Origin of the sequence: Actinosynnema pretiosum, from assembly GCF_002354875.1 — a bacterium.
Lineage (GTDB): Bacteria > Actinomycetota > Actinomycetes > Mycobacteriales > Pseudonocardiaceae > Actinosynnema > Actinosynnema auranticum.
This window is the reverse complement of the sequence record NZ_CP023445.1, coordinates 3,695,994-3,717,007: the sequence shown is the minus strand read 5'-3', so window position 1 is coordinate 3,717,007 and position 21,014 is coordinate 3,695,994. Positions and strand designations below refer to the sequence as shown.

Sequence of the window (21,014 nt, the reverse complement as noted above, 5' to 3'; positions counted from 1 at the left end):
GACGCCGCCGCGCTCACCGCCCCTGCTTCCGCTTGACCCGCACGGGAACCGCGCCGACCCGCCCGGAGTCCCCGTCCAGGATCTCCAGGATGGCGCAGACCTGTTCGTCGAACCGGTGGCCCGGGTCCCGGTAGAGCAGCCACAGTCCGTCACGGGCGAGCGCTCGGCACTCAGGTCCGAGGTCCCCGCTTCCCCGCCCCGCGGCCTCGGGATCGGTCTGCGCCGACAGCAGCCCCGCCAGGCTCTCCGGCACCCGCCGCCGCAGCTCCACGTCCGGCGAGCTGACCGCCAGCGAGGACCAGTCGTGACGGCCGAGCTCGAAGCCGACCAGCGGGGTCGTCACCGCGCCACCTCCATGATCATGAACGAGGGTGGCGCCGCGCGGCCCCGCCGAGGCCGGGAAAACCCGGTGCGCCCCGCACCGCGCTCCCGTTAGCTTCGGGCGCATGGACTTCGCAGCGCTGCGACAGGACGCGACCGACGAGGACGGCTACTTCGGCGAGGCGGTCGCCGCCCACTACGACGCCCCCGGCCCACCCGGACCGGAGGTCGTCGCGGCCGTCGACGTGCTCGCCGAGCTCGCCGCGGGCGGTCGGGCGCTGGAGTTCGCGATCGGCACCGGGCGGATCGCGCTGCCGCTCGCCGAGCGCGGGGTGGAGGTGGCCGGGATCGAGCTGTCCAGGGCCATGCTCGCCCGGTTGCGCGCCAAGCCCGGCGGGGACGCGCTGGAGTGCGCCGTCGGCGACTTCTCCACCACGCGCGTCGCGGGCGGGTTCTCGCTGGTGTACCTCGTCTACAACACGATCCAGAACGTCACCACCCAGGACGCCCAGGTCGAGACCTTCCGCAACGCCGCCGCGCACCTGGCCCCCGGCGGCCGGTTCCTGGTCGAGAACGTCCTGCCGAACCTGCGCGAGCTGCCGCGCGGCCGGACCGACGTGCCCTTCGACAGCGGTCCCGACACCTGGGCGTTCTCCCGCTACGACATCGCCACCCAGTCCATGAGCAACAACCGCTTCACCGTCCGGGACGGCCGCGCCACCGTGAGCACGATCCCGTTCCGCTACGTCTGGCCCGCCGAGCTGGACCTCATGGCCCGCATCGCCGGGATGCGCCTGGAGCACCGCTGGACCGACTGGGACCGCTCGCCGTTCCACCACGAGAGCCGCAAGCACGTCTCGGTGTGGCGCAAGGACGGCTGAGCGCCAAGGCGCTCCGCAGTGGACGTTCCGCGTGTCGGCGGGGTCGCTGCGGCGCCCCCGCCGACACGCGTCAGTAGACCGGCAGCGAGGGGTCGACCTCCTTGACCCACGCCAGGACACCGCCGCCGAGGTGGACCGCGTCGGGGTGGCCGTGCGCCTTCACCACGGCCAGCGCCTCGGCGGAGCGGATGCCCATGCGGCAGAACAGGACCACCTTGCGGTCCACCGGCAGGTCCCGCGCGGCGTCGCCTTCCAGGAACCGCGCCTTGGGCACCAGGACCGACCCCGGCAGGTCGACCAGGGCGTGCTCGTCCGCCTCCCGCACGTCCACGATGTGCAGGTCCGCGCCGCTGTCGATCAGCTGCTTCAGCTCGGTCGCCGAGATCGTGGACTCGCGCGCGGCCTCCGCGGCCTGCGGCGAGAGCAGGCCGAAGAACGGCGGGGCCGAGGTCAGCGGCGACGGCCGCTGCACCGGTCCACCGCCGGTGAGCGCGCGGGTGGACAGCTCGCCCGCCGCGACGTCGTACGCGGCGACCCGGCCGACCAGGGGCTCGCCCCGACCGGTGACCAGCTTGACCGCCTCGGCTGCTGCGGCGGCGCCCAGCCAGGCGCCCAGCGCGGTCAGGGCGCCCGCCATGCCCCGGAAGTGCGGGGCGGGCGGCTGCGGGTGCAGGTGGCGGTAGGTGGGGCCGTGCTCGGCCCAGAACACCGACAGCCGCCCCTCGACGGCGCCCAGCCCGGCCCACACCCACGGCTTGCCCGCCTCGGCGCAGGCGTCGTCGACCAGGTAGCAGACCGCCGGGTCCTCGCTGCCGCACACCACGAGGTCGCACTCGGCGACGAGGGCGGCGGTGGCGACGTCGAAGCGGGACTCGTGGGCGGTGACGGTCAGCCACGGGTGCGTCTCGCGCAGCGCCCGCGCCCAGGCGGTCGAGCGGGGACCGCCGCCCGAGGGCACGCCGCCGCACCGGTCCCAGTCCCGCAGGGCGGCGCCGTCCACGACGTCCAGGGCGCCGACGCCCGCGTCGGCCAGGGCGGCGATCGCGGGGCCGCCGACCTCGTCGGCCGACACGACGAGCACGCGGGCAGCGCGCACCCTGCGCTGCCCGACGGCCCCGACCTCGGCGAGGATCAGCTGGTGGGCGGTGCGGGCGACGTAGTCGTCCGCCAGGTCCGCGGCCGGCTCGACCAGGGGGTGGAAGGGCATCTCGGCATCTCCTCGTGCTCGGCGGCCCGCACCGGCCGCGTGGTCGGCGCCGTGGGGACGGCTGGGGCGGAAGGGCGGTGATGGGCGGGGGCGGTGACGGGCGGAGGTGGTGGGAGCGGCCCCGGCCGGAGTGCTGGTGGGCGGTGGCGGGCGGGTGTGGCAGGCCCCGCACCACACCACCACCGGGCGGCGTGGAACCGGCGGGACGGCGGGCGGGGATCGGCATGACCGGGAACCGGTCGCGCGCGGTGGGAGTCGCGCGCGGTGGGAGTCGCGGGTGGTGGACACGGGTGAGTCGGCAGGCGGGACGGGTGGCTCGCGGCAAGCGGCCGGTTCGGGCCGCGCGCCCCTGTCACCCCGCAGCGGCCGGGGCTGTCGGAGCAGCGGGGGCGGTGGCGCGTTCGGCGTGCAGCCAGGCGACCGCCTCGACCAGGTCGGCGGCGCTCAGCCCGTCGAGCAGGGCGGCGCGCTCGGCCGGGGGCGCGTGGAAGACCCGGTCCCCCATCCAGCGGGCGACGAGCTGGGTCCGGGCGACGCGGTCGGCGCGCTCGGCGGTGAACCGGGCGAAGCGGCCCGCCACCGCACCGCCGTCCGCACCGCTCAGCAGCCCGCCGAGGACCACCGCGTCCTCCAGCGCCTGGCAGGCGCCCTGCGCGGCGTACTGGAGCATCGGGTGCGCGGCGTCGCCGACCAGGACGACCCGGCCGTCGTGCCACCGGGGAGCCGGGTCGCGGTCGCACAGCACCCAGCGGCGCCAGTCCTCGCCCAGCTCCAGCAGGGCGCGGGCGGTCGGGGCCAGGTCGGGGAAGCCCGCCAGCACCTCGGCGCGGTCGGCGGGCACGCCGGACGCGGCGGTCGCCGCCCCGTCGTCGCGGATGATCGCCAGGTTGAGCCGGTCGCCGGACGCGATCGGGTAGTGCACGAAGTGCCAGCCGGGCGCGGCCCACAGGCACACCGAGTTCCACCTCAGCTCCGGCGGAACCCGCTCCAGCGGCACGGTGGTGCGGAAGATCGTGTGGCCGGAGACGCGGGGCCCTCCGTCGCCGAGCAGGCGGGCGCGCACGGCGGAGCGGATGCCGTCCGCGCCGACCAGGCCGTCCGCCGCGACGGTCCCGCCGCCGGACAGCGCGCAGCGCACGCCCCCGGAGTCCTGCTCGTAGCCGGTGACGGCGGTCCCGGCGCGCAGCCGCACGCGCGGGTGCTCCCGGCAGGCCCGCAGCAGCGGGTCGTGCAGGTCCCGGCGGTGCACGACGGCGTAGGGGTTGCCGAAGCGGGCCCGGTAGCCCTCGTCCAGCGGCAGGGCGGCCAGCTGGTCGCCGGTGACGCCGTCGAGCAGCCGCAGGGCGTCCACCAGGACGGCGCGCTCGCGCACCCCGTCGCCGACGCCCAGGGCGTCGAGCGCGTGGAAGGCGTTGGGGGCCAGCTGGATGCCCGCGCCGATCTCGGTGAACGCGGGGGCGCGCTCCAGCACCAGGACCTCGTGCCCGGCCCGCGCGACGGCCAGTGCGGCGGACAGCCCGCCGATCCCGCCGCCCGCGATCACGAACGTGGCCATCGGGTCACCTCCCCACGCCGCGCGCGGCGGCTTCCGGCAGCAGCAGCGCGGCGGCCGTGCCGCGCAGGACGTCGAACCCGTCGCGGCTGAGCACCGACTCCGGGTGGAACTGGAACGACGCGAAGCGCCCGCCGCGCAGGGCGTGCACCTGGCCGGTGCCCGCGTCCCGGCACACCTCGACCAGTCCCTCGCGGGGGTGGGCGAACCGGTCGGCGGGGCAGGTCGCGGTGTAGCTGTTGTAGAAGCCGAGAAGCGCTCGCCTGCCGAACAGGTCGACCTCGCGCTGCACCCCCTGGTGGGGCCGGTCGCGGCGCGCCACGTCCAGGCCGAGCTGGGCGGCGAGCACCTGGTGGCTCAGGCAGATCGCCAGGAACGGCGCGCGGTCGTCGAGCAGACCGCGCACGAGGCGGTGGACGGTGGCCACGCGCGGGTCGCCCAGGTCGCGCGGGTCGCCGGGGCCCGGTCCCAGCACGACCAGGTCGTGGCCGCGCGCGTGGGCGACCTCGTCGTGGCGGCGCAGGTCGACCGCCAGGCCGAGCGCGACGAGCTGGTGGCGCAGCATGGCGGTGAACGCGTCCTCCGCGTCCACGACGAGCGCGCGCCTGCCCGCAAGCTCCGGGGCCAGGAGCGCGTCGGGGTGGTCGCGGTGCAGCCAGAACCGGGCCAGCCCGCGATTGCGGTCCTCCAGGGCCGCGCGCACGCCGGGCTGCTCGGCGAGGCCACCGGGAGCCGCCCCGGTCCCGGCCCCGGCGCCGGGTTCGACGCCGAGCGCGCGCAGCACGCCCTGGGCCTTGCCCCTGGTCTCGGCGACCTCGGAGTCGGGATCGGAGTCGCGGACCAGGGTCGCGCCGACCGACAGGCGCAGCCGCCCGCCGGTGATCTCGGCGGTGCGCAGCAGGATCGCCGAGTCCAGGGCGTGGTCGCCGTTGATGTCGCGCCCGATGAGGGCGGCCACGCCGCTGTAGTAGCCGCGCCCCTCCGGTTCGTGGCGGTGGATGACCCGGCAGGCGCTCTCCAGCGGGCTGCCGGTGACCGTGGGGGCCAGCAGGGTCTCGCGCAGGATCTCGCGGGGGTCCAGCGGGCTGCGCCCCTCGATCAGGTACTCGGTGTGCGCGAGCGCGGCCATCTCCTTGAGGAACGGCCCGACCGCGCGCCCGCCGGACGCGGTGACGCGGGCCATCATCTTGAGCTCCTCGTCGAGCACCATGTAGAGCTCGGAGGTCTCCTTCGGGTCGGCGAGGAACTCCAGCAGCCGCCGGGGATCGGGTGGGCCGTCGGGGTAGCGGAGCGTGCCGCTGATGGGGTTCATCACGGCGGCGCCGCCGACCAGGCTCACGTGCCGCTCCGGGGTGGCGCCGACGAGCACCCGGTCGCCCAGGCGCGCCACGAACGTCCAGTAGGCGCCGCGCTCACCGGTGGCGAGCGCGCGGAACAGGGCGAGCGCGGACGCGGCGGTGAAGCCGGGGGCCTCGGCCACGAACGAGCGCTTGATGACGAAGTTCGCGCCCTCCCCCCGGCCGATCTCCTCGCGCAGCACGTCCGCCACGACGCGGGCGTACTCGTCGTCGGGGACGTCGAAGTCGCCACCGGTGAGCGCGGGCGGCTCGTCGGGCAGCAGCGGCAGGACCTCGGCGAGCGGGCAGGACGCCTGGGCGTGCACGGCCATGGCCAGCAGCGGCGCCCCGTCGTCGCGGCAGCGGAAGCCGCGCTCGGCGAGCTGCCGGTACGGCACGAGCGCGAACACGTCGTGGCGCGGCGCGCCGGGCGGTCCCGGCCGCGGCGCGGGCAGGTCGGCCAGGCGGGGGACGGCGGTGGCGTCGCCGAGCAGCACCTCCACCCGGTCCCCGGTGGCCTCGGGGCGGTGCAGCAGCGCGAAGTCGCGGGCGGCGCCCTCCAGGACGTCGGCCAGGGCGGGCGCGAAGGCCAGGCTGTCCCAGGAGATCGCGCCGGTCATGCGCGGCCCGCCAGGTCGGCGCCCCGTGGCTGCGCGGTCACGGGCTGCGCGGTCACGGGCTGCGCGGTCACGGGCTGCGCGGTCACGGGCTGCGCGGTCACGGGCTGCGCGGTCGCTGGTCGCAGTGCGGTGAGCCGCGTGACCGCGTCGGCCGCGGTCAGCACGACCGAGCAGCGCGCGGCGGCGTACTCCAAGGCCATCCGGTGGTGCCGCTCGGTGAAGTCGGCGACCGCGTCGGCGACGAAGAAGTTCTCCAGGTCCCTGGTGAACGCCTCCACCGCGGTCATCAGGCAGCCGACGTGGGCGTAGACGCCGCACAGCACGAGCTGGTCGCGGCCCGAGGCGGCCAGGTGCTCGGCGAGCCCGTTGCCGTGGAAGGCGCTGTAGCGCCACTTGGTGAACACGCGGCTGTCCTCGTCCGGGGCCAGCTCGTCGAGCACCTGGCGGTCCTCGGCGGTGGTGGTCATCCCCGGACCCCAGAAGTCCTTGAGCAGACCGCGCTCCCGCTCGGTCATGCCGCCGGGCTGCGCGGTGTAGAGCACCGGCACGCCCGAGGCGCGGGCGGCGCGCACCAGCGCGGCGGTGTTGGCGACGAGCGCGGCCCCCGGCTGCTCCCCGCGCGGGAAGGGCCGCACGAAGTAGCGCTGCATGTCGTGCACGAGCAGCGCGGCGCGGCGCGGGTCGATCCGCCAGCGCGCGGTGTTCGCGGGCAGGTCGTCCGCTCCCGGCAGCGGGTACGGCGCGATGGTGGGGATGGTCATGGGTTCGCCTCTCTCGTCCGCGTCCGGCGCCTGCGGCTACCTGCCGAGCGCGGCGCCGCCGTCGACGTACAGGTCGTGCAGGGTGATGTGCGCCGCCCGGTCCGACAGCAGGAAGAGCACCGAGTCGGCCACGTCCTCGGGGGTGGCGAACTTGCGCAGCGGGATGCCGACGCGGTAGTCCGGCGGGGAGCCGTCGAGCGAGCGGGCGGGCCCGCTCTCGTCGGCCCACAGGGCGCGGAGCATGGGGGTGTCGGTGGAGCCGGGGGCCACGACGTTGCAGCGCACGCCCCGCCCGGCGAGCTCCAGGCCGAGGCTCTTGGTGAAGGCGGTCGCCGCCGCCTTGGACGCCGCGTAGGCGGCCATGCCCGCCCTGGGCACGCCCGCCGCATTGGAGGCGATGGTGACCACGGCGCCCCCCTCCACGAGGTGCCGGGAGGCCGCGGCGGAGAACAGGAAGACCCCGCGCGCGTTGACCGCGAACGTGTCGTCCCAGTCCTGGGCGGACAGCTCGTCCGCGCGGCCCGGCCGCAGCACGCCCGCCCCGTTGACCAGGAAGTCGAGGCCTCCGAACTCCTCGGCGGCCTGGTCGACGACGGCGCGCGCCTGCCGGGCGTCGCCGACGTCGGCCGGGAACGGTCGCAGCGCGCCCGGCCCACCCGCCAGTTCGCGCTCCAGCTCCTCCAGCGCGTCCCGGCGGAGGTCGACGGCGGCCACTCGGGCGCCCGAGTCGACCAGGGCCGCGCACACCGCGCGGCCGATGCCCCCGGCAGCGCCGGTGACGACGGCGGCCTTGCCCTGGAACCCCGGTGTCATCGCGTTCCTCCTCCTGCTGGTCCGGCTGGTCAGGCGATCCAGGCGAGCGCCACGTCCACGGCCTGGGCCGGGTTGAGCCTGGGGTCGCACAGGGTGGTGTAGGGCTGCCCCGGCAGCTGGTCCGCGCTCCAGACGCACTCGGCGACCTCGTCGGGGGTGGTCTCCAGGTGCAGTCCGCCCGCCGCGCCGCCGTGCGCGAGCACGGTGTCCTGGAAGTGCTCCAGCTCGCGGACGACCGCGGTCACCACGCGCGTCTTGCGGCCGTCCGGGGCGCGGGAGGTGTTGCCGTGCACGGGATCGCACAACCACACCACCGGGTGGCCCTGGGCGCGCACGGCCCGCACCAGCGGGGGCAGCGCGCCGAGGACGCGGTCCGCGCCCATGCGGGCGATCAGGGTGAGCCTGCCCGGTTCGCGGCACGGGTCGAGCACCGAGCACAGCTCCAGCAGCTCGGCCTCGGAGGTGGTGGGCCCGACCTTGCAGGCCACCGGGTTGCGCACCGAGGCCAGCAGCCGCACGTGCGCCCCGCCCGGCTGGCGGGTGCGCTCGCCCACCCACGGCAGGTGGGCGGAGGTGAGCAGCAGGCCGCCCGCGTCGGCGGGGCGCACCTGGGGCAGCTCGTAGTCCAGCACCAGCGCCTCGTGGCTGGTCCACACCTCGTCGCCGCCGGTGCGGCCCCTGGCTCGCAGCTGGGCCAGCACCCGCGCGGAGCGGTCGTGGCACAGCGCCATCCGCCGGGGGTCGGCGACCCGGTCGGCGGTGTCGGGGCGGGGCCCGTGCACCATCGGCCCCCGGTAGGCGGGCAGCTCCAGGTCGCCGATCCGCTCGGTGGGGTGCGAGCGGGGTTTGGCGAACTGGCCCGCGATCCGGCCGATCCGCAGCACCGGCCGCCCGGTCCGCTCGCGCACGACGGCGGCGAGCCGGTCGAGCTGGTCGGCCTTGGCGCGCACGTCGCGGGGGCCGCAGCGGTCGGGGTCCTCGGCGCAGTCGCCTGCCTGCACGACCCTGGCGCGGCCGAGCGCGACCTCGGCCAGAGCGGCCCGCAGCGCGGCCACCTCGGCCTCGGCGACCAGCGGGGGCCGCCGGGCCAGCTCCTCGCGGACCCGGCGCGCCGCAGCGGGGTCGGGCCACTGCGGTTGCTGCCGCGCGGGCGCGGCCACCGGATCGGCGGCCAGTGGGGCGCCGGCGGTGCGTTCGGACACCATGTCGTTCCCCAACTCGCTCTCGGTGACGGCGCCGCCCCCTCGACGGGCGGGCGGGACTCGGCGGGACCGCGCGCCCCGGTCGTCGTCGTGGTGGGCGGCCGGAACCGACCTTGGCAGGCGGGGGCGGTCAGGTGTAGCCGCTCGCGCTGGCCCGTGGCGGACGTGGCCCTGTGCGGACACGGCGGCGGGGCCGCGCGCGGGGACCCGCTGCCTAGGGTTGGCCGCACCGGCGGGTGGGCCGCGCCCCCCGCCCCGGAATCGGAGGTCCACTCGGCGATGCACGACCACCTCGACACCGACGTGCTGGTCGCGGGCGGCGGCTCGGTCGGCCTGCTCACCGCGCTGTTCCTGGCCAGGAGGGGGGTTCGGGTGGTGGTCGCGGAGCGCGCGGCGGCGCCGCAGCGGCACCCGCGCGCCATGGGCATCGGACCGAGGACGGTGGAGGTGCTGCGGGAGGCGGGGCTGCACGAGGCGGTCGACGCGCTGTGCGTGGACATGCGGGGCAGCGGGCTGGGGATGTTCTCGGCGCGCACGCTCGCCGAGGCCGACCTGCCCGCGCTGGCCGCCGCCGCGCCGCCGCGCGCCGCCGAGTTCGACGCGGTCTCCCCCGGGGCGCTGCGCGGGACGTGCCCGCAGAACCGGTTGGACGAGGTGCTGCTGGCCGAGGTGCGGCGGCTGGGCGCCCAGGTGCGGTTCGGGGCGGAGCTGACCTCGCTCGACCAGGACGACCGCTCGGTGACGGCCGAGGTCGGCGGCGCTCGGGTGCGGGCGCGCTACCTGGTGGGCGCGGACGGCGTGCGGGGCGCGGTGCGCCCCGCGGTCGGCATCGGCGTCTCGGGGCCGGGGCCGATCGGCCTGCCGCTGGTGAGCGCGCTGTTCCGCGCGGACCTGCTGGACCTGACGGGCGGGCGCCAGTTCATCGTCTGCGACGTCACCACGCCGGAGGCGCCCGGTGGCCTGCTGCCCGTGGACGGCCGTCACGAGTGGATCTACCACACCCGCTTCGACCCCTCGGCCGGGCAGCGGGTGGAGGACTTCACGCCGTCGCGGTGCCGCGCGCTGGTGCGGGCGGCGGTGGGCGACCCCGACCGCGAGGTCGAGGTGGTCAGCGTGCTGCCCTGGCAGGCGCGCGGCGTGCTCGCCGACGACTTCCGGGCGGGCCGGGTGTTCCTGGTGGGCGACGCGGCGCACGTGATCCCGCCGGTGGGCGCGTTCGGGCTGAACACCGGGGTCGCGGACGCGCACAACCTGGCGTGGAAGCTCGCGGCGGTGCTGCGCGGCGAGGCGGGCGGGGAACTGCTGGGGACGTACGGCGCGGAGCGGCGGCCGGTGGCGGCCGAGGCGCTGCGGCAGTCGGTGCTGCGGCTGGGCGACCCGTCGCTGCACTGGGCGCGTGGTCCCGAGGGCGCCGCCAAGCGGGCGGCGGCGGGTGCGGTCAACGCGCCGCTGGTGCACCTGGGGTACCGGTACCGGTCCTCGGCGGTCCTCGGCGGAGGGGCGGAGCCTCCGTCCACCGAGGACGTGGCGCTGGCGCTGAACGGTGACCCCGGTTCGCGGGTGCCGCACGCGTGGGTGGACGGGCCGGAGGGGCGGGTGTCCACGGTGGACCTCGTGGCGGGCGGGTTCGCGGTGCTGGCGGGGCCGGAGGGCGCCGCGTGGGTGGAGGCCGCCGCGCTGGCGTCCGGGGCGCTCGGCGTGCCGGTGCGAGCGCGGGTGCTGGGCGGTGGCAGCGGGCTCGTCCCGGAGGCGCGCTGGCCCGGCGTCGCGGGGATCGGGGCGGACGGGGCGCTGCTGGTGCGGCCCGACGGGTTCGTGGCGTGGCGGGCGGAGCGCGCGGGCGCGGACCCGGCTGGCGGGTTGCTGCGCGCGATGACCGCCGTGCTGGCGCGGTAGGGCGCGCGGGTGGGGCCCCGGACCCGGTGGTCCGGGGCCCCACCCGCGTCCGGGGTCAGTCGAAGGTCGGCATCGCCGCGCCGCCGGGGTTCCACGCCTGGAGGAACCGCTCCTGCCGGGAGACGTCCATCAGCTCCACCCTGGTCCCCAGGCTGGGGATCGGGTGGTAGGTGTAGGGCCTGCCGAACGGGCAGCCGGAGAAGTCCGCGGGGAACCCGGCCTCGGTCACCCGCCCGGCGCTCTCGTCCACCGACCGCGTCCAGAACGCGACGTGGTCGCAGCGCGCGCCCAGGGTCGAGTCCCACGGGCTGCCCTCGGGTCCCTGGATCAGCTCGAAGTGCGGCGGTCCGGTGCGGGAGAAGGCCATGCGGTAGGCCCACCCGCCGAGCTCGTCGTCGCGCACCTCCCCCCACTCGACGCCGACGGTCCCGGTCAGGTCCGCCATCGCGCGCTCGATGTCCGGGACGACGAAGCAGACGTGGTAGAACGAGGTCATCGCAGGGCCTCCACGACGTCGAGCACCTCGACCGGCGAGGGCATGGCCGCGATCTCGCGGGAGAGGTCCTCGGCGCGCTCGCGGTAGCGGGGTTCGGTGAGCAGTTCCTCGCAGGCGGCGACGATCGCGTCCGGGGTGTCCTCGCCGGGCAGCAGGGTCCTGGCCGCGCCGTACGCGGCGAGCCTGCTCGACGGGCCCAGCAGCTTGGGCATGTTGGGGATGAGCAGCTGCGGCACGCCGAACGCCATGCCGGTCAGCGCGGTGCCGCCGCCCGCGTGGTGCACCAGCAGGTCGCAGGAGCGGGTGAGGGTGTCCATCGGCAACCAGCCCGCGGGCACGCCCAGTCGCGCGGTCAGCTCCTCGGCGACCCGGTCCGGCGCGGCGACGACCATCTCGGCGTCGAGCGCCTTGACCTTGTCGGCCAGCTCGACCAGGTAGTCCCAGAAGTTGTCGCGCGCCACCTTGGTGCCCGCGGTGACGAGCACGCGGCGGGACTTCGGCCTGGCCAGCATCCACGGTTCGAGGGTGCGCTGGAGGTTGCACGGCACGAACCGCATGGGCTGGGCGGGCGGCGCGTCCGGCGGGCGGATGCTGGGCGGGCAGATGTCGATCCACAGGTCGTGCCCTGGGATGCCGGACAGGCCCAGCAGCTCCAGCTCGGGCGCCAGCTCCTCCTCGGCGGCCACGTCCACCACCGGGGGCTCCCCGGTGTCCCAGGAGTGCCGGACGTGGGGGACGCCGAGGCGGCTCGCGAGCAGCGGGGCGGCGAAGCAGAGCATCCCGCCGACGACCACGTCCGGCTTCCACGCCTCGGCCAGCTCCAGGAGCGGGTCGAGGCAGGCGGCGGCCATCCGGCCGAAGGCGCGCCCGATGTAGCGCATGTGCTCGTCGGGGTCCTCCGGCTCCTCGGTGGGGCGGCCGTCCCGGTCGGTGGTGATGTACTGCCGGATGGGCTTCTCCGAGACCGGGAAGCCGGGCAGCCCCGCCCCCGCGACGGCGGGCATCGTCTCGCGGGTGGAGGCGACCAGCACCTCGTGCCCGGCGTTGCGGGCGGTGGTGGCCAGCGGGATGAGGGGGAACACGGTCGCCGGGCTGCCGCCGGTGACGACTAGCACGCGCATGGGGCCGCACCTTTCACTCGCGCGGCGGAGCGCCGGGCGCGCCGCCTGATGGGGACTGTCGTGCGCCGACCGGCCGGGGACGGGCGGTCCGGTGCGGACTGCCGGAGGGCGGTCGGGGGCAGGGGCCGGTCAGGGACCGGTGGGGACGTGGTCGGCGGCGGGCTCGGCGTCCGCCCGGTCGCGGCGGGCGGTGGAGAACCGCCGCACCGCGGGCTTCTCCACGAACCGGTGCAGCAGCGCCGCCGCCGCGAGGCTCAGCGCGAGCGCGGCGAGCACGCCCGACAGGCCCTGCGCCCAGCCGAGCCGCCGGTCCGCGCCGAGCGCGACGCGCACCAGGACCAGCGCGATCTGGTGCACCAGGTAGAACGCGAACGACACCTCCCCGAGCCACCGGGGGAGCCGCCCGCCGAGCGCGCCTGCGCGACCGGCGCGCTCGCGGGCCGCCAGCGCCGCGACGAGCAGGGCCAGCGGGAGCGCGGTCAGCGCGTCCACGGTCACCAGCATCGGCGTGACCAGCCCCAGCAGGTAGGCCGCGAGCACCAGGAGTCCCGCGAGGCCGACGCCGGGGCCGCGCCACCGCCCGGACAGCACCGCCCTGGCCACGAGCACGCCGAGCAGGAAGTCCAGCAGCCGCACCGGCGGGAAGGCGTAGAGGAACCACATGCCCACCACCGGCTCGCCGTGCAGCGCGGTGCCCTCCAGGCCCGCGCCGAAGCGCGGCTCGGCGGGCAGCAGGTGGGTCGCGGCCAGCGGCAGCAGCGCCACCACGACCGCGACCCCGCCGACCCACCGGCCGAGGCGGTGCGGGGCGATCCGGCCGGTGAGCCGCAGCAGCAGCGGGAAGAGCAGGTAGAACAGCAGCTCGCAGGACAGCGACCAGCTGGGCCCGTTGACGCTGAGGAACACCTCCGGGTCGGGGACCCAGGCGTGCAGCAGCAGCAGGTTCGCCAGCGCCGTGGCGGGCGGGGTGCCCGCCGCCGCGAACAGGGCCATCGCGACGGCGAACGTCACCAGGTGGTTGGGGTAGACCTTCACCAGCCTGCGCCGGGCGAACCGGCCCCAGGTGTCGCCGGGGCGCGCCGACCAGGTCAGCACGAAACCGCTGAGCACGAAGAAGAACGAGACGCCGATGGTGCCCGCGCTGCGCGTCGCGGCGGTGAGCGCGGCGGGGATCCCGCTGTCCGGGTCGAAGAACCCCGCGGTGGCGACGTGGAAGGCGAACACCGCCAGCGCCGCCGGGAAGCGGGCTCCGGTGAGCGCGTCCAGCCGTCCGCGCGGTGGGTCGAGCGGTCCTGCGTGCACGTGCTCCCCCTCGGTCTGTGCGGTCTTGTCCGGTCCCCCGGGGCCGGGGCGCGCGGCTAGTTCCGCGCGCCCTTCGGCTTGGCGGGGACGAGGGCGGCGGGCACCAGCGCGAGCGCGCTGAACGCCACCGTCCACCAGAAGGTGCGGCCGAACCCCGCGGCCACGGCCTCGGCGGTCGCGGAGCCCGCCAGCTCGCGCTGGAGGACCACCGCGAGGATCGCGGTGCCCAGCGCGCCGCCGACGCGCTGGACGATGTTGACGACGCTGGTGGCCCTGGGGATGGCCGCGCGGTCGAGCCCGGTGTACGCGGCGGCCATGATCGGGATGACGGCGGCCCCGATGCCGAGGCCGCGCACGAACAGCGAGGCCACGAGCACCGGCTCCCCCAGCCCCGAGCCGACCTGGGTGAACGCCAGCGTGCCGAGCAGGGTGGTGGTGAGCCCGACCAGGATCGGCGGGCGCGGGCCGAGCCGGTCGGCGAGCGAGCCCGCGAGGATCGCGGCCACCAGGGTGCCCGCGCCCTGCGGGGCCAGCAGCAGCCCGGCCGACAGCGCGTCCTGCCCGTCCGCGCGCTGGAAGAACAGCGGCAGCAGCAGCATCGGGCCGAAGTAGCAGAACCCGAAGAAGAACATCGTCAGCGCGGGGGCGGCGAAGGCCCTGCGGGAGAACAGCCTCAGGTCGACCACGGGTTCGACGCGGCCCCGCAGGGCGTGGACGGCGAAGCCCGCGACCAGCAGCAGGCCTGCGGCGCACGGCAGCAGCACGGGCGCGCCGAGCGCGCCGCCGCTCTCGCTGACCTGCGACAGGCCCAGCACCAGCGCCGCGACGCCCGGTGGCAGCAGCACCGCGCCCAGCACGTCGAGCGACCGGCCGCCCTCGGGGGCGGTGGCGGGCAGCACGCGCAGCGACAGGACGAGCGCGACGAGGCCGACGGGCACGTTGAGGAAGAAGATCCAGCGCCAGCCGGGACCGTCGACGAAGACGCCGCCGAGCACCGGGCCGAGGATCGGCGAGAGCTGCGCGGGGATGCCGACCAGCGACATGACCCGGCCCATGCGGGCGGGCCCGGCGGCCTGCGCGAGCAGCGTCTGCCCGAGCGGCATCACCATGCCGCCGCCCAGGCCCTGGACCACGCGGAACACCACCAGGCTGGGCAGCGACCAGGCCAGCCCGCACAGCAGCGACCCCGCCGTGAACAGCGCGATGGACAGCAGCCACACCTGCCGGACGCCGAACCGCTGCGCGGCCCACCCCGTGAGCGGGATGACCGCCGTCAGCGCCAGCAGGTAGGCGGTCGCCACCCACTGCACGGCCGCGAGGGAGGCGCCGAACTCCGCGCCCAGGGCGTCCATCGCCACGACGACGATGGTGGTGTCGAGCAGCGTGGTGAACGCGCCGAGCACGACGACGGCCGCCGTGCGCAGCAGCGCCGCGTCGACCCGGTCGGCGGGCGGCGCGCCCCCGCTCTCCTCGGGTCCGGTGGCCGCCGTTGCGGCGCGCGCGTCGTCACCGGTCTTCTCACTCATGGGGGATTCCTCTGAAATGTCGCGATCCGTGTCCGGGTGTGCGCAGAGCGCAGTTGACCCTGGCAGAGGGCGGGGTGCGCCCAGGGCGCGCGCGGTGGCCGCAAGCGGCCGTGGCCGCCTGCGGCCGGTCACAGCGAGCGGGAGATCACCACCCGCTGGATCTGGTTCGTGCCCTCGATGATCTGCAGCAGCTTCGCCTCGCGCATCCACCGCTCCACGGGGTGGTCCTGCACGTACCCGTAGGCGCCCAGCACCTGCACCGCGTCGGTGGTCACCCGCATGGCGGCCTCGGTGGCGAACAGCTTGGCCCTGGCCGCGGCGGCGGTGACCTCCGAGGGCCGCGCGCCCGCGTCGAGCGCGGCGGCGGCCTCGCGCACCAGCGCCCGCGCGGCGTGGACCTGGGTGTCCATGTCGGCGAGCAGGAAGCCGACGCCCTGGAACTCCAGCACGGGGCGCCCGAACTGGGTGCGGGTCCTGGCGTAGCGCACCGCGTAGCGGGTGGCCGCGTCGGCGAGGCCGACCGCGCAGGCCGCGATGCCCAGCCTGCCCCGGTCGAACAGGCCGGCCGCGGCCAGGAAGCCCTTGCCCGGCCTGCCGATCAGCCGGTCGGCGGGCACCCGCGCGTCGTCGAGCGCGACGGTGGCGGTCGGCGAGGAGCGCACCCCCATCTTCCGCTCGGGGGCCAGGACGGACAGGCCGGGCGCGTCGGCGGGGGCCAGCAGCACGGACAGGCCGGCGGGTCCGGGGCCGCCGGTGCGGCAGAAGAGGTTGTAGAAGTCGGCGTGCCCGGCGTGGCTGGTGAACGCCTTCGTCCCGGTGACCAGGTAGTCGTCCCCGTCGCGGCGGGCGGTGGCGGCGATGGCGGCGACGTCGGAGCCCACGTCCGGCTCGGTGATGCAGTTGGCGCCGAGCAGGTCGCCGCCGAGCGCGGCGGGCAGCAGGCGCTCGCGCTGCTCGGGGGTGCCGTGCGCGGCCAGCGGGTAGCAGGAGAGGACGTGGATGTTGACCGACTGGGCCACGCCCAGCCAGTGCCGCGCCAGCACCTCCAGCACGGCGAGGTAGGTGGTGTACGGCTGGCCGCCGCCGCCGTGCTCCTCGGGGTAGGGCAGGCCGAGCAGACCGGACCGGCCGAGCAGGCGCAGCAGGTCGCGGGGGAACTCGGCGCGGGCCTCGAAGTCGTCGGCCCTGGGGGCGAGCTCGTTCTCGGCGAGGTCGCGGGCCAGCTCCAGCAGGTCGGCGGTGGCGGTGCGGTCGGCCGCGCGGTCGGCGACGTGGTCGGCGACGTGGTCCGGGGCGGTGGTCCGGGTGGCGCTCACGCCCGCCCCCACTCGCGCGCCTCGGGCCACGCCCTGGCGACCCTGCGCACCGCGTAGTCCCAGTACGAGCGCACCGACAGGTCCGCGTAGACGAAGTCGCGCTTGGCCGCCACGTCGGTCTCGCTGGACCACGCGTAGGGGGCGCCCGACTGCTCGGCGAGCAGCTGGAGCCGGCAGGCGCGCTCCAGCACCTGGGCGAACACGGCGGCGTGCCGCACGCTCTTGCCCACCACGACCCCGCCGTGGTTGCGCAGCAGCACCCCCTCACCCCCGTCCAGGGCCTTGGCGATGGCCTCGCCGGTGGCCTGGTCCAGCACGGTGTTGCTGGTCTCGGTGAACAGCCCGAGCCGGTCGGCGAAGTGCGCGCCCTCGTGGGAGACCGGTCGCAGCGGCAGGTCCGTCGCGCCGAACACGAGGGTGTGCGGGGCGTGGCTGTGCACGATGCCGTTGACGTCCGGGCGGGCGCGGTAGATCGCCTGGTGCAGCGGGAGCTCCGGCGGCGCGAGCGGGTCGGGGACGTGGTCGGCGCGCACCGAGGCCGCCACGACCTGGGTCGGGGCCGCCTCGTCGAACCCGCACAGCGCGTTCTTGATGTAGAAGGTGTCCGACCCCGGTGTCCTGGCGGAGATCTGGCCCTGGTTGAAGTCGTCGTGGCCGTCCAGGGACAGCATCCGCGCCCCGAACGCGATCTGCGCCGCGATCCGCGCGGGAACCCGCTCGGCGGTCATGGGTTTCCTCCTTGTCCGGTGCGCGCCAGCTCGTCGTAGGCGGCGTGCGCGGGGTGCAGTCCGGGCGGGCGCCCGGCGGCCCAGCGGGCGAGCAGGACGGCGCCCTCGGCGGCGGCGTCGAGCGAGCGCACGTCGTGGGCGAGGTGGAGCTCCTGGCCCGCCCAGGTCAGCCGGACCCCGTGCTCGCTGACCGGGGCCCCGGCGCGCAGCGAGGCCACGTCGGCAGGCGGCTGTCCGGTGCGGCCCTCCCACAGGGCGCCGAGGGCGGCGGCCGTGGCGCTGGGCCGGTGCGCCTTGGTGGTCGGGTGCCGCTCCAGCACGGTGGCCTCCGGAAGGGCGACGCCCAGCGCGGCGAGCAGGTCGGTCACGCGCAGCAGCGCCTGGTGCTGGAGGTAGTTGCCGAGGGACAGGTTGGTGGCCAGCACGACCGGGCGGGTGGCCGCCAGGTCGGCGCAGCCGCGCGAGCCGTCGGCGTCCAGGTTCGACACGCACTCGACCAGCGCCGCGCCGGAGGCGGCGCACAGGTCGAGCACGGCGCGGGTCGCCTGGGGGGCGGAGCAGTCGACGACGACGTCGCGGGGGCCGAGGACCGCGCCGCCGGGCGCGGGCCAGGTGCCCGGCCGCCTGCTGTCCAGGATCAGCGCGGCCACCCCCTCCTCGGCGCAGCGCCGCAGGACCGCCGCGCCGAGCCTGCCAAGGCCGACCACGGCCACCCTCGGTCCCGCCGCTCCCGGTCCGCTCTGCCGGGGTCCGGGGGCGGTGGGCCCCGCCGCTGCCCGCTCACGCACCGGTGACCGCCGCCAGCCGCTCGCCGACCAGCTCCGCGAGCTGGTCGACGCTGCCCACCCGCTCGCCGTCCTCCTCGGGGTCGATGAAGACGCCGGTCTCGTTCTCGATCGCGTCGAGCATCCTGATCAGCGACAGCGACGAGTAGCCCACCCCGGCCAGCGAGCCGCCCGCGGCGGACAGCTCGGCCGGGGTCAGGTCGCCCTCGGCGGAGTCGATCACGATGCGCGCGATCCGGCCGCGCAGGTCGTCGGGAACCGGCATGGGTGCTCCTCGGTGGTGTGGTCGGAGGTCAGGCGAAGAGCCTGCGCAGCGCGGACAGGGCGGGCTTGCCCGTGGTGCCGCGCGGGATCTCGTCGACGACGCGCAGCAGCGTGGGCACCTTGTGGGCGGCCAGCAGGCCCGCCGCGTGCCCGCGCGCGGCGGCCGGGTCGCCGCCGCACAGCACGGCGGCCAGCGCCGGGGAGCCGTGCCGGTCGGGCACCTCCAGCACGACGGCGTCGCGGACCCCCTCGGCGCCGCGCAGCACCCGCGCGACCTCGGCGGCGTCGACCTTGCGGCCACCGACGTTGATCAGCTGGTCGGCCCGCCCGGCGAGCACGAGGCTGCCGCCTTCGAGGTGCCCGAGGTCGCCCGTGCGGTAGAAGCCCTCGTCGTCGACGCGGCCCTCCAGCAGGCCCGGCGAGCCCAGGTAGCGGGTGCCCATCGACTCGCTGCGCACCCGGACCGGTCCGGGGTCGCCCGGCTCGCCGGCGCGCAGCGAGACGCCGGGCAGCGGTTGGCCGAGGCCCGGATCGCTGCGCGGGTCGGCGGCGAAGGTGAGCGGGCCCGCCTCGGCGACGCCGTAGTAGTTCTGCACGGGCACGCCGGTCAGCTCGGTGAACCGCAGCTTCACCTCGGCGGGCAGCGGGGCCGCCGAGGACACCGCCATGCGCAGCGTCCCAGCGCCGACCGCCCCGCCCCGGCGGACCAGGGACTCGTACAGGGCCGGGAACCCGGTGAGGCGGGTGGCCCCGGTGGCCTGGAGCAGCCGCGCGACCCGGCCCGCCGTGGGCAGGCCCCGGCCGAGCCGCAGGTGGGCGCCCACCAGGAACGCCGACAGCAGGGAGGTGTTGAACGCCAGGCCGTTGGACAGCGAGGCGAAGCAGGCGATGGTGTCCGAGCCGGTCAGCCCGGTGCCCAGGGCCCAGTTCGCGGCGGCGCGGTGCACGGCCCGGCCGGAGAACTCGATGCAGTGCGGGCTGCCGGTCGAGCCGGAGGTGAAGCGGCACACCTCGGTGTCCGGGTGCGTGTCGGGCCGGTCGGGGCGGGGGGTGAGCGCGGTGACCTCCAGTCCCGCGACCCGGCCCCGGTGGACGCCGTGCGGGGGCGCGGTGGCCTGCTCGTGCAGCAGCAGGTCAAGCCCGCAGGTCTCGGCGATGCCCGCGACCTCGGCGGGCGCCGTGGCCAGGTCGAGCAGGAAGGGCAGGCAACCCGCGCGGAGCAGGGCCAGGTACACCACCACGTAGGCGGTGGAGTTGCCCGCCTGCAGGCCGACCCTGGCGGGGGCGACCTCGGGCAGGAACGGGCGCAGCCCGGTCTCGGCGGCGCTCGCCGCGGCGTCCAGCCCGGCGCCGGTGAGGACGCCGCCGTCGTCGGAGAGCAGCGGTCGGTGGGCGTGGGCGCGCAGCGCCCGTGCGGTCAGCTCTGCCAGCACCGGGCTCACCGCGCGTTGTGGGCGTAGGCGGGCTGGAGCCGGTCGAGCTTGGTGGGGGCCGCGCCCTCCGCGCCCCCGAGGAGCACCGCGTACAGCACCTCGGTGGTGCCGGGCAGGCCCGCGAGGGCGCGCCACCGGCAGCCGTCGAAGCCCCCGATCGCGGTGACCGCGACCCCGGCGCCCGCCGCCCCCAGGTAGAGCAGGTGCGCCAGCGCGCCCGCGCGCAGCAGCGCGGCCTCGATGCTGGCGGCGCCGTCGCGCAGCAGCGACTCCCGGTCGGTGTGCAGCAGGACCAGCGCGGCGCTGTTGCGCAGGTGCTCCTGGCCCATGCAGGTGCTGACCAGCTCCTCGTCACCGGGCGCGCCCGCCACGAGCCTGGTGCCGGGCAGGCCGTCCGGCAGCGGGTAGCTGCCGGGGGCGACGCCGGTGACCCTGCGGGCCACGAGGGTGGCGCGCACGCGGGCGTCGTGGGGCGCGTCCAGCGCCAGCGGGGTGCCCAGGGCGGCGAGCGCGCGCTCCAGGTCGGCCAGGGGCAGCGGGACGGCGGCGAAGTCCTTGCTGGAGCGGCGGCGCGCGGCGAGCGCGGTGGCCGCCTGCCCCGAGGGGAAGCCGTGCTCGGCCCGGTCGCCCGCGAGCAGGGGCAGGCGGGGCAGCGCGCCGGGGGCGGCGGGCGGCGGGGCGGCGCGGTAGGCCTCCAGGGAGCGCCAGCACTCGACCTCCAGCCAGGACGGGGTCTCCGTCCACACCGGGTCGCCGCGCCCGTCCACGACCGTCCAGCCGGGGACGGGGTCGGCGGCGCAGCCGGTGACGACGAGCGCGCTGTGCACGGCGCGGCAGCCGCGCTCCAGGTCCAGCAGGGCGCCGAGGGGGGCGCCGCACGCCCTGGAGCGCAGTTCGGCGCGCTCCCCCAGCTCCTGGGCCAGGCACAGCAGGTGGGTGGCGACGTGGGCGGCGTCCAGCTGGGCGTAGACGTAGCCCCGGTCGCCGTACTTGCGCATCGACAGCCAGGGGCGCAGCACGACCAGCACGAGCGCCTGCGCGGGGTCCGCGAGGCCGCCGTCGACCAGGGCCGCGCGCACCTGCCTGCCGCGGGCGGCCAGTCGGCAGCGCCTGCGCGCCGGGTCGACCGCGTAGACCGAGGGGACGCCGTCGGGATCGGTCACGACGGCCAGGTGCTCGTACGGGTAGAGCGCGCCCGCGGAGGGCACCGAGGGGCCTCCGGTGAGCGAGCCTGCCGTGGCGGCGTCGAACAGCCGCAGCACCGGGGCCAGCTCGGCGGGGATCGCGCCGGGGGTGGTGCCCGGCCTCCCGCGGGCGGAGAGCGCGAGCCGGTCCCACAGCCAGGAGCCGTCGACGGCCGGTGGTCCGCCCGCGGCCGTCCGCACAACCTCAACGTTCGCCACGGCTTCCTCCAGTAAAAGGCGGTTGAGAGTTCCCCAAACCGTTCATTACC

The 21,014-nt window shown here is 76.7% G+C and carries 19 protein-coding genes; 2 read left to right on the top strand and 17 right to left on the bottom strand.

Translation table 11 applies throughout. The features are described from left to right. Positions 1-13 precede the first annotated feature (13 nt). Positions 14-343 carry a hypothetical protein gene (locus tag CNX65_RS15975; protein ID WP_096493913.1) on the bottom strand — a complete coding sequence of 110 codons (330 nt, stop codon included), beginning with the start codon at positions 341-343 and terminating at the stop codon, positions 14-16. A 103-nt stretch (positions 344-446) separates the two neighbouring features. On the opposite strand from CNX65_RS15975, the gene CNX65_RS15970 reads away from it, so the two are divergent. Beyond that, complete coding sequence (locus CNX65_RS15970) at positions 447-1,202, top strand: class I SAM-dependent DNA methyltransferase (RefSeq protein ID WP_096493911.1); 756 nt, start codon at positions 447-449, stop codon at positions 1,200-1,202. A 70-nt stretch (positions 1,203-1,272) separates the two neighbouring features. Here CNX65_RS15970 and CNX65_RS15965 read toward each other — a convergent pair whose 3' ends face one another. The 6 genes from CNX65_RS15965 to CNX65_RS15940 form a co-directional block, all read right to left on the bottom strand. Then, positions 1,273-2,409 carry a ThiF family adenylyltransferase gene (locus CNX65_RS15965; protein WP_096493909.1) on the bottom strand — a complete coding sequence of 379 codons (1,137 nt, stop codon included), beginning with the start codon at positions 2,407-2,409 and terminating at the stop codon, positions 1,273-1,275. 352 nt (positions 2,410-2,761) lie between these two features. Beyond that, complete coding sequence (locus CNX65_RS15960; RefSeq protein WP_096493907.1) at positions 2,762-3,964, bottom strand: FAD-dependent monooxygenase; 1,203 nt, start codon at positions 3,962-3,964, stop codon at positions 2,762-2,764. A gap of 4 nt (positions 3,965-3,968) precedes the next feature. After that, on the bottom strand, positions 3,969-5,918 hold the full coding sequence (locus tag CNX65_RS15955) for an anthranilate synthase family protein (RefSeq protein ID WP_096493905.1): 1,950 nt from the start codon (positions 5,916-5,918) through the stop codon (positions 3,969-3,971). Further along, positions 5,915-6,679, bottom strand: a complete 765-nt coding sequence (locus CNX65_RS15950) for an isochorismatase family protein (RefSeq protein ID WP_096493903.1) — start codon at positions 6,677-6,679, stop codon at positions 5,915-5,917. Before CNX65_RS15950 ends, CNX65_RS15955 begins: the two co-directional genes overlap by 4 nt. 36 nt (positions 6,680-6,715) lie before the next feature. Then, positions 6,716-7,492 carry a 2,3-dihydro-2,3-dihydroxybenzoate dehydrogenase gene (locus tag CNX65_RS15945; RefSeq protein ID WP_096493901.1) on the bottom strand — a complete coding sequence of 259 codons (777 nt, stop codon included), beginning with the start codon at positions 7,490-7,492 and terminating at the stop codon, positions 6,716-6,718. 29 nt (positions 7,493-7,521) lie between these two features. Further along, positions 7,522-8,694 carry a 3-deoxy-7-phosphoheptulonate synthase gene (locus CNX65_RS15940; RefSeq protein WP_232519858.1) on the bottom strand — a complete coding sequence of 391 codons (1,173 nt, stop codon included), beginning with the start codon at positions 8,692-8,694 and terminating at the stop codon, positions 7,522-7,524. 279 nt (positions 8,695-8,973) lie between these two features. Here CNX65_RS15940 and CNX65_RS15935 point away from each other — a divergent pair, with 279 nt between their 5' ends. Further along, the gene (locus CNX65_RS15935) at positions 8,974-10,590 is read left to right on the top strand and encodes an FAD-dependent monooxygenase (RefSeq protein WP_096493897.1); all 1,617 of its coding nucleotides are present in this window, start codon (positions 8,974-8,976) and stop codon (positions 10,588-10,590) included. 55 nt (positions 10,591-10,645) lie between these two features. Here CNX65_RS15935 and CNX65_RS15930 read toward each other — a convergent pair whose 3' ends face one another. The 10 genes from CNX65_RS15930 to CNX65_RS15885 all read right to left on the bottom strand — a co-directional run bounded on the left by CNX65_RS15930 (position 10,646) and on the right by CNX65_RS15885 (position 20,964). Next, a complete protein-coding gene (locus CNX65_RS15930; protein WP_096493895.1) occupies positions 10,646-11,086 on the bottom strand; it encodes a VOC family protein in 441 nt (146 codons plus the stop codon). Next, positions 11,083-12,207 (bottom strand): nucleotide disphospho-sugar-binding domain-containing protein, encoded by a 1,125-nt coding sequence (locus CNX65_RS15925; RefSeq protein ID WP_096493893.1) that lies wholly within the window; start codon positions 12,205-12,207, stop codon positions 11,083-11,085. The genes CNX65_RS15930 and CNX65_RS15925 overlap by 4 nt, the downstream gene beginning before the upstream one ends. A 129-nt stretch (positions 12,208-12,336) precedes the next feature. Continuing rightward, a complete protein-coding gene (locus CNX65_RS15920) occupies positions 12,337-13,509 on the bottom strand; it encodes an acyltransferase family protein (protein ID WP_096493891.1) in 1,173 nt (390 codons plus the stop codon). Positions 13,510-13,565: 56 nt separating this feature from the next. Next, on the bottom strand, positions 13,566-15,035 hold the full coding sequence (locus tag CNX65_RS15915) for a DHA2 family efflux MFS transporter permease subunit (protein WP_096493889.1): 1,470 nt from the start codon (positions 15,033-15,035) through the stop codon (positions 13,566-13,568). A gap of 128 nt (positions 15,036-15,163) precedes the next feature. After that, entirely contained in the window at positions 15,164-16,351 is a 1,188-nt protein-coding gene (locus CNX65_RS15910) for an acyl-CoA dehydrogenase family protein (RefSeq protein WP_096497810.1), read from the bottom strand. After that, the gene (locus tag CNX65_RS15905) at positions 16,348-17,079 is read right to left on the bottom strand and encodes a class II aldolase/adducin family protein (RefSeq protein ID WP_096493887.1); all 732 of its coding nucleotides are present in this window, start codon (positions 17,077-17,079) and stop codon (positions 16,348-16,350) included. The genes CNX65_RS15910 and CNX65_RS15905 overlap by 4 nt, the downstream gene beginning before the upstream one ends. Further along, a complete protein-coding gene (locus CNX65_RS15900) occupies positions 17,076-17,792 on the bottom strand; it encodes a dihydrodipicolinate reductase C-terminal domain-containing protein (protein ID WP_096493885.1) in 717 nt (238 codons plus the stop codon). Before CNX65_RS15900 ends, CNX65_RS15905 begins: the two co-directional genes overlap by 4 nt. A gap of 67 nt (positions 17,793-17,859) precedes the next feature. After that, positions 17,860-18,129: a hypothetical protein gene (locus CNX65_RS15895; RefSeq protein ID WP_096493883.1), complete on the bottom strand. Its 270-nt coding sequence runs from the start codon at positions 18,127-18,129 to the stop codon at positions 17,860-17,862. Between the two features lie 28 nt (positions 18,130-18,157). Then, a complete protein-coding gene (locus CNX65_RS15890; protein WP_096493881.1) occupies positions 18,158-19,561 on the bottom strand; it encodes a class I adenylate-forming enzyme family protein in 1,404 nt (467 codons plus the stop codon). A gap of 5 nt (positions 19,562-19,566) precedes the next feature. After that, positions 19,567-20,964: a nitroreductase family protein gene (locus tag CNX65_RS15885; RefSeq protein WP_157767677.1), complete on the bottom strand. Its 1,398-nt coding sequence runs from the start codon at positions 20,962-20,964 to the stop codon at positions 19,567-19,569. Positions 20,965-21,014: the final 50 nt, after the last annotated feature.

Excerpts from the sequence above, each read along its gene's own strand:
- CNX65_RS15970 (WP_096493911.1), top strand. The coding sequence starts at position 447 with ATGGACTTCGCAGCGCTGCGACAGGACGCGACCGACGAGGACGGCTAC.
- CNX65_RS15965 (WP_096493909.1), bottom strand. The coding sequence starts at position 2,409 with ATGCCCTTCCACCCCCTGGTCGAGCCGGCCGCGGACCTGGCGGACGAC.
- CNX65_RS15960 (WP_096493907.1), bottom strand. The coding sequence starts at position 3,964 with ATGGCCACGTTCGTGATCGCGGGCGGCGGGATCGGCGGGCTGTCCGCC.
- CNX65_RS15955 (WP_096493905.1), bottom strand. The coding sequence starts at position 5,918 with ATGACCGGCGCGATCTCCTGGGACAGCCTGGCCTTCGCGCCCGCCCTG.
- CNX65_RS15950 (WP_096493903.1), bottom strand. The coding sequence starts at position 6,679 with ATGACCATCCCCACCATCGCGCCGTACCCGCTGCCGGGAGCGGACGAC.
- CNX65_RS15945 (WP_096493901.1), bottom strand. The coding sequence starts at position 7,492 with ATGACACCGGGGTTCCAGGGCAAGGCCGCCGTCGTCACCGGCGCTGCC.
- CNX65_RS15935 (WP_096493897.1), top strand. The coding sequence starts at position 8,974 with ATGCACGACCACCTCGACACCGACGTGCTGGTCGCGGGCGGCGGCTCG.
- CNX65_RS15930 (WP_096493895.1), bottom strand. The coding sequence starts at position 11,086 with ATGACCTCGTTCTACCACGTCTGCTTCGTCGTCCCGGACATCGAGCGC.
- CNX65_RS15925 (WP_096493893.1), bottom strand. The coding sequence starts at position 12,207 with ATGCGCGTGCTAGTCGTCACCGGCGGCAGCCCGGCGACCGTGTTCCCC.
- CNX65_RS15915 (WP_096493889.1), bottom strand. The coding sequence starts at position 15,035 with ATGAGTGAGAAGACCGGTGACGACGCGCGCGCCGCAACGGCGGCCACC.
- CNX65_RS15905 (WP_096493887.1), bottom strand. The coding sequence starts at position 17,079 with ATGACCGCCGAGCGGGTTCCCGCGCGGATCGCGGCGCAGATCGCGTTC.
- CNX65_RS15895 (WP_096493883.1), bottom strand. The coding sequence starts at position 18,129 with ATGCCGGTTCCCGACGACCTGCGCGGCCGGATCGCGCGCATCGTGATC.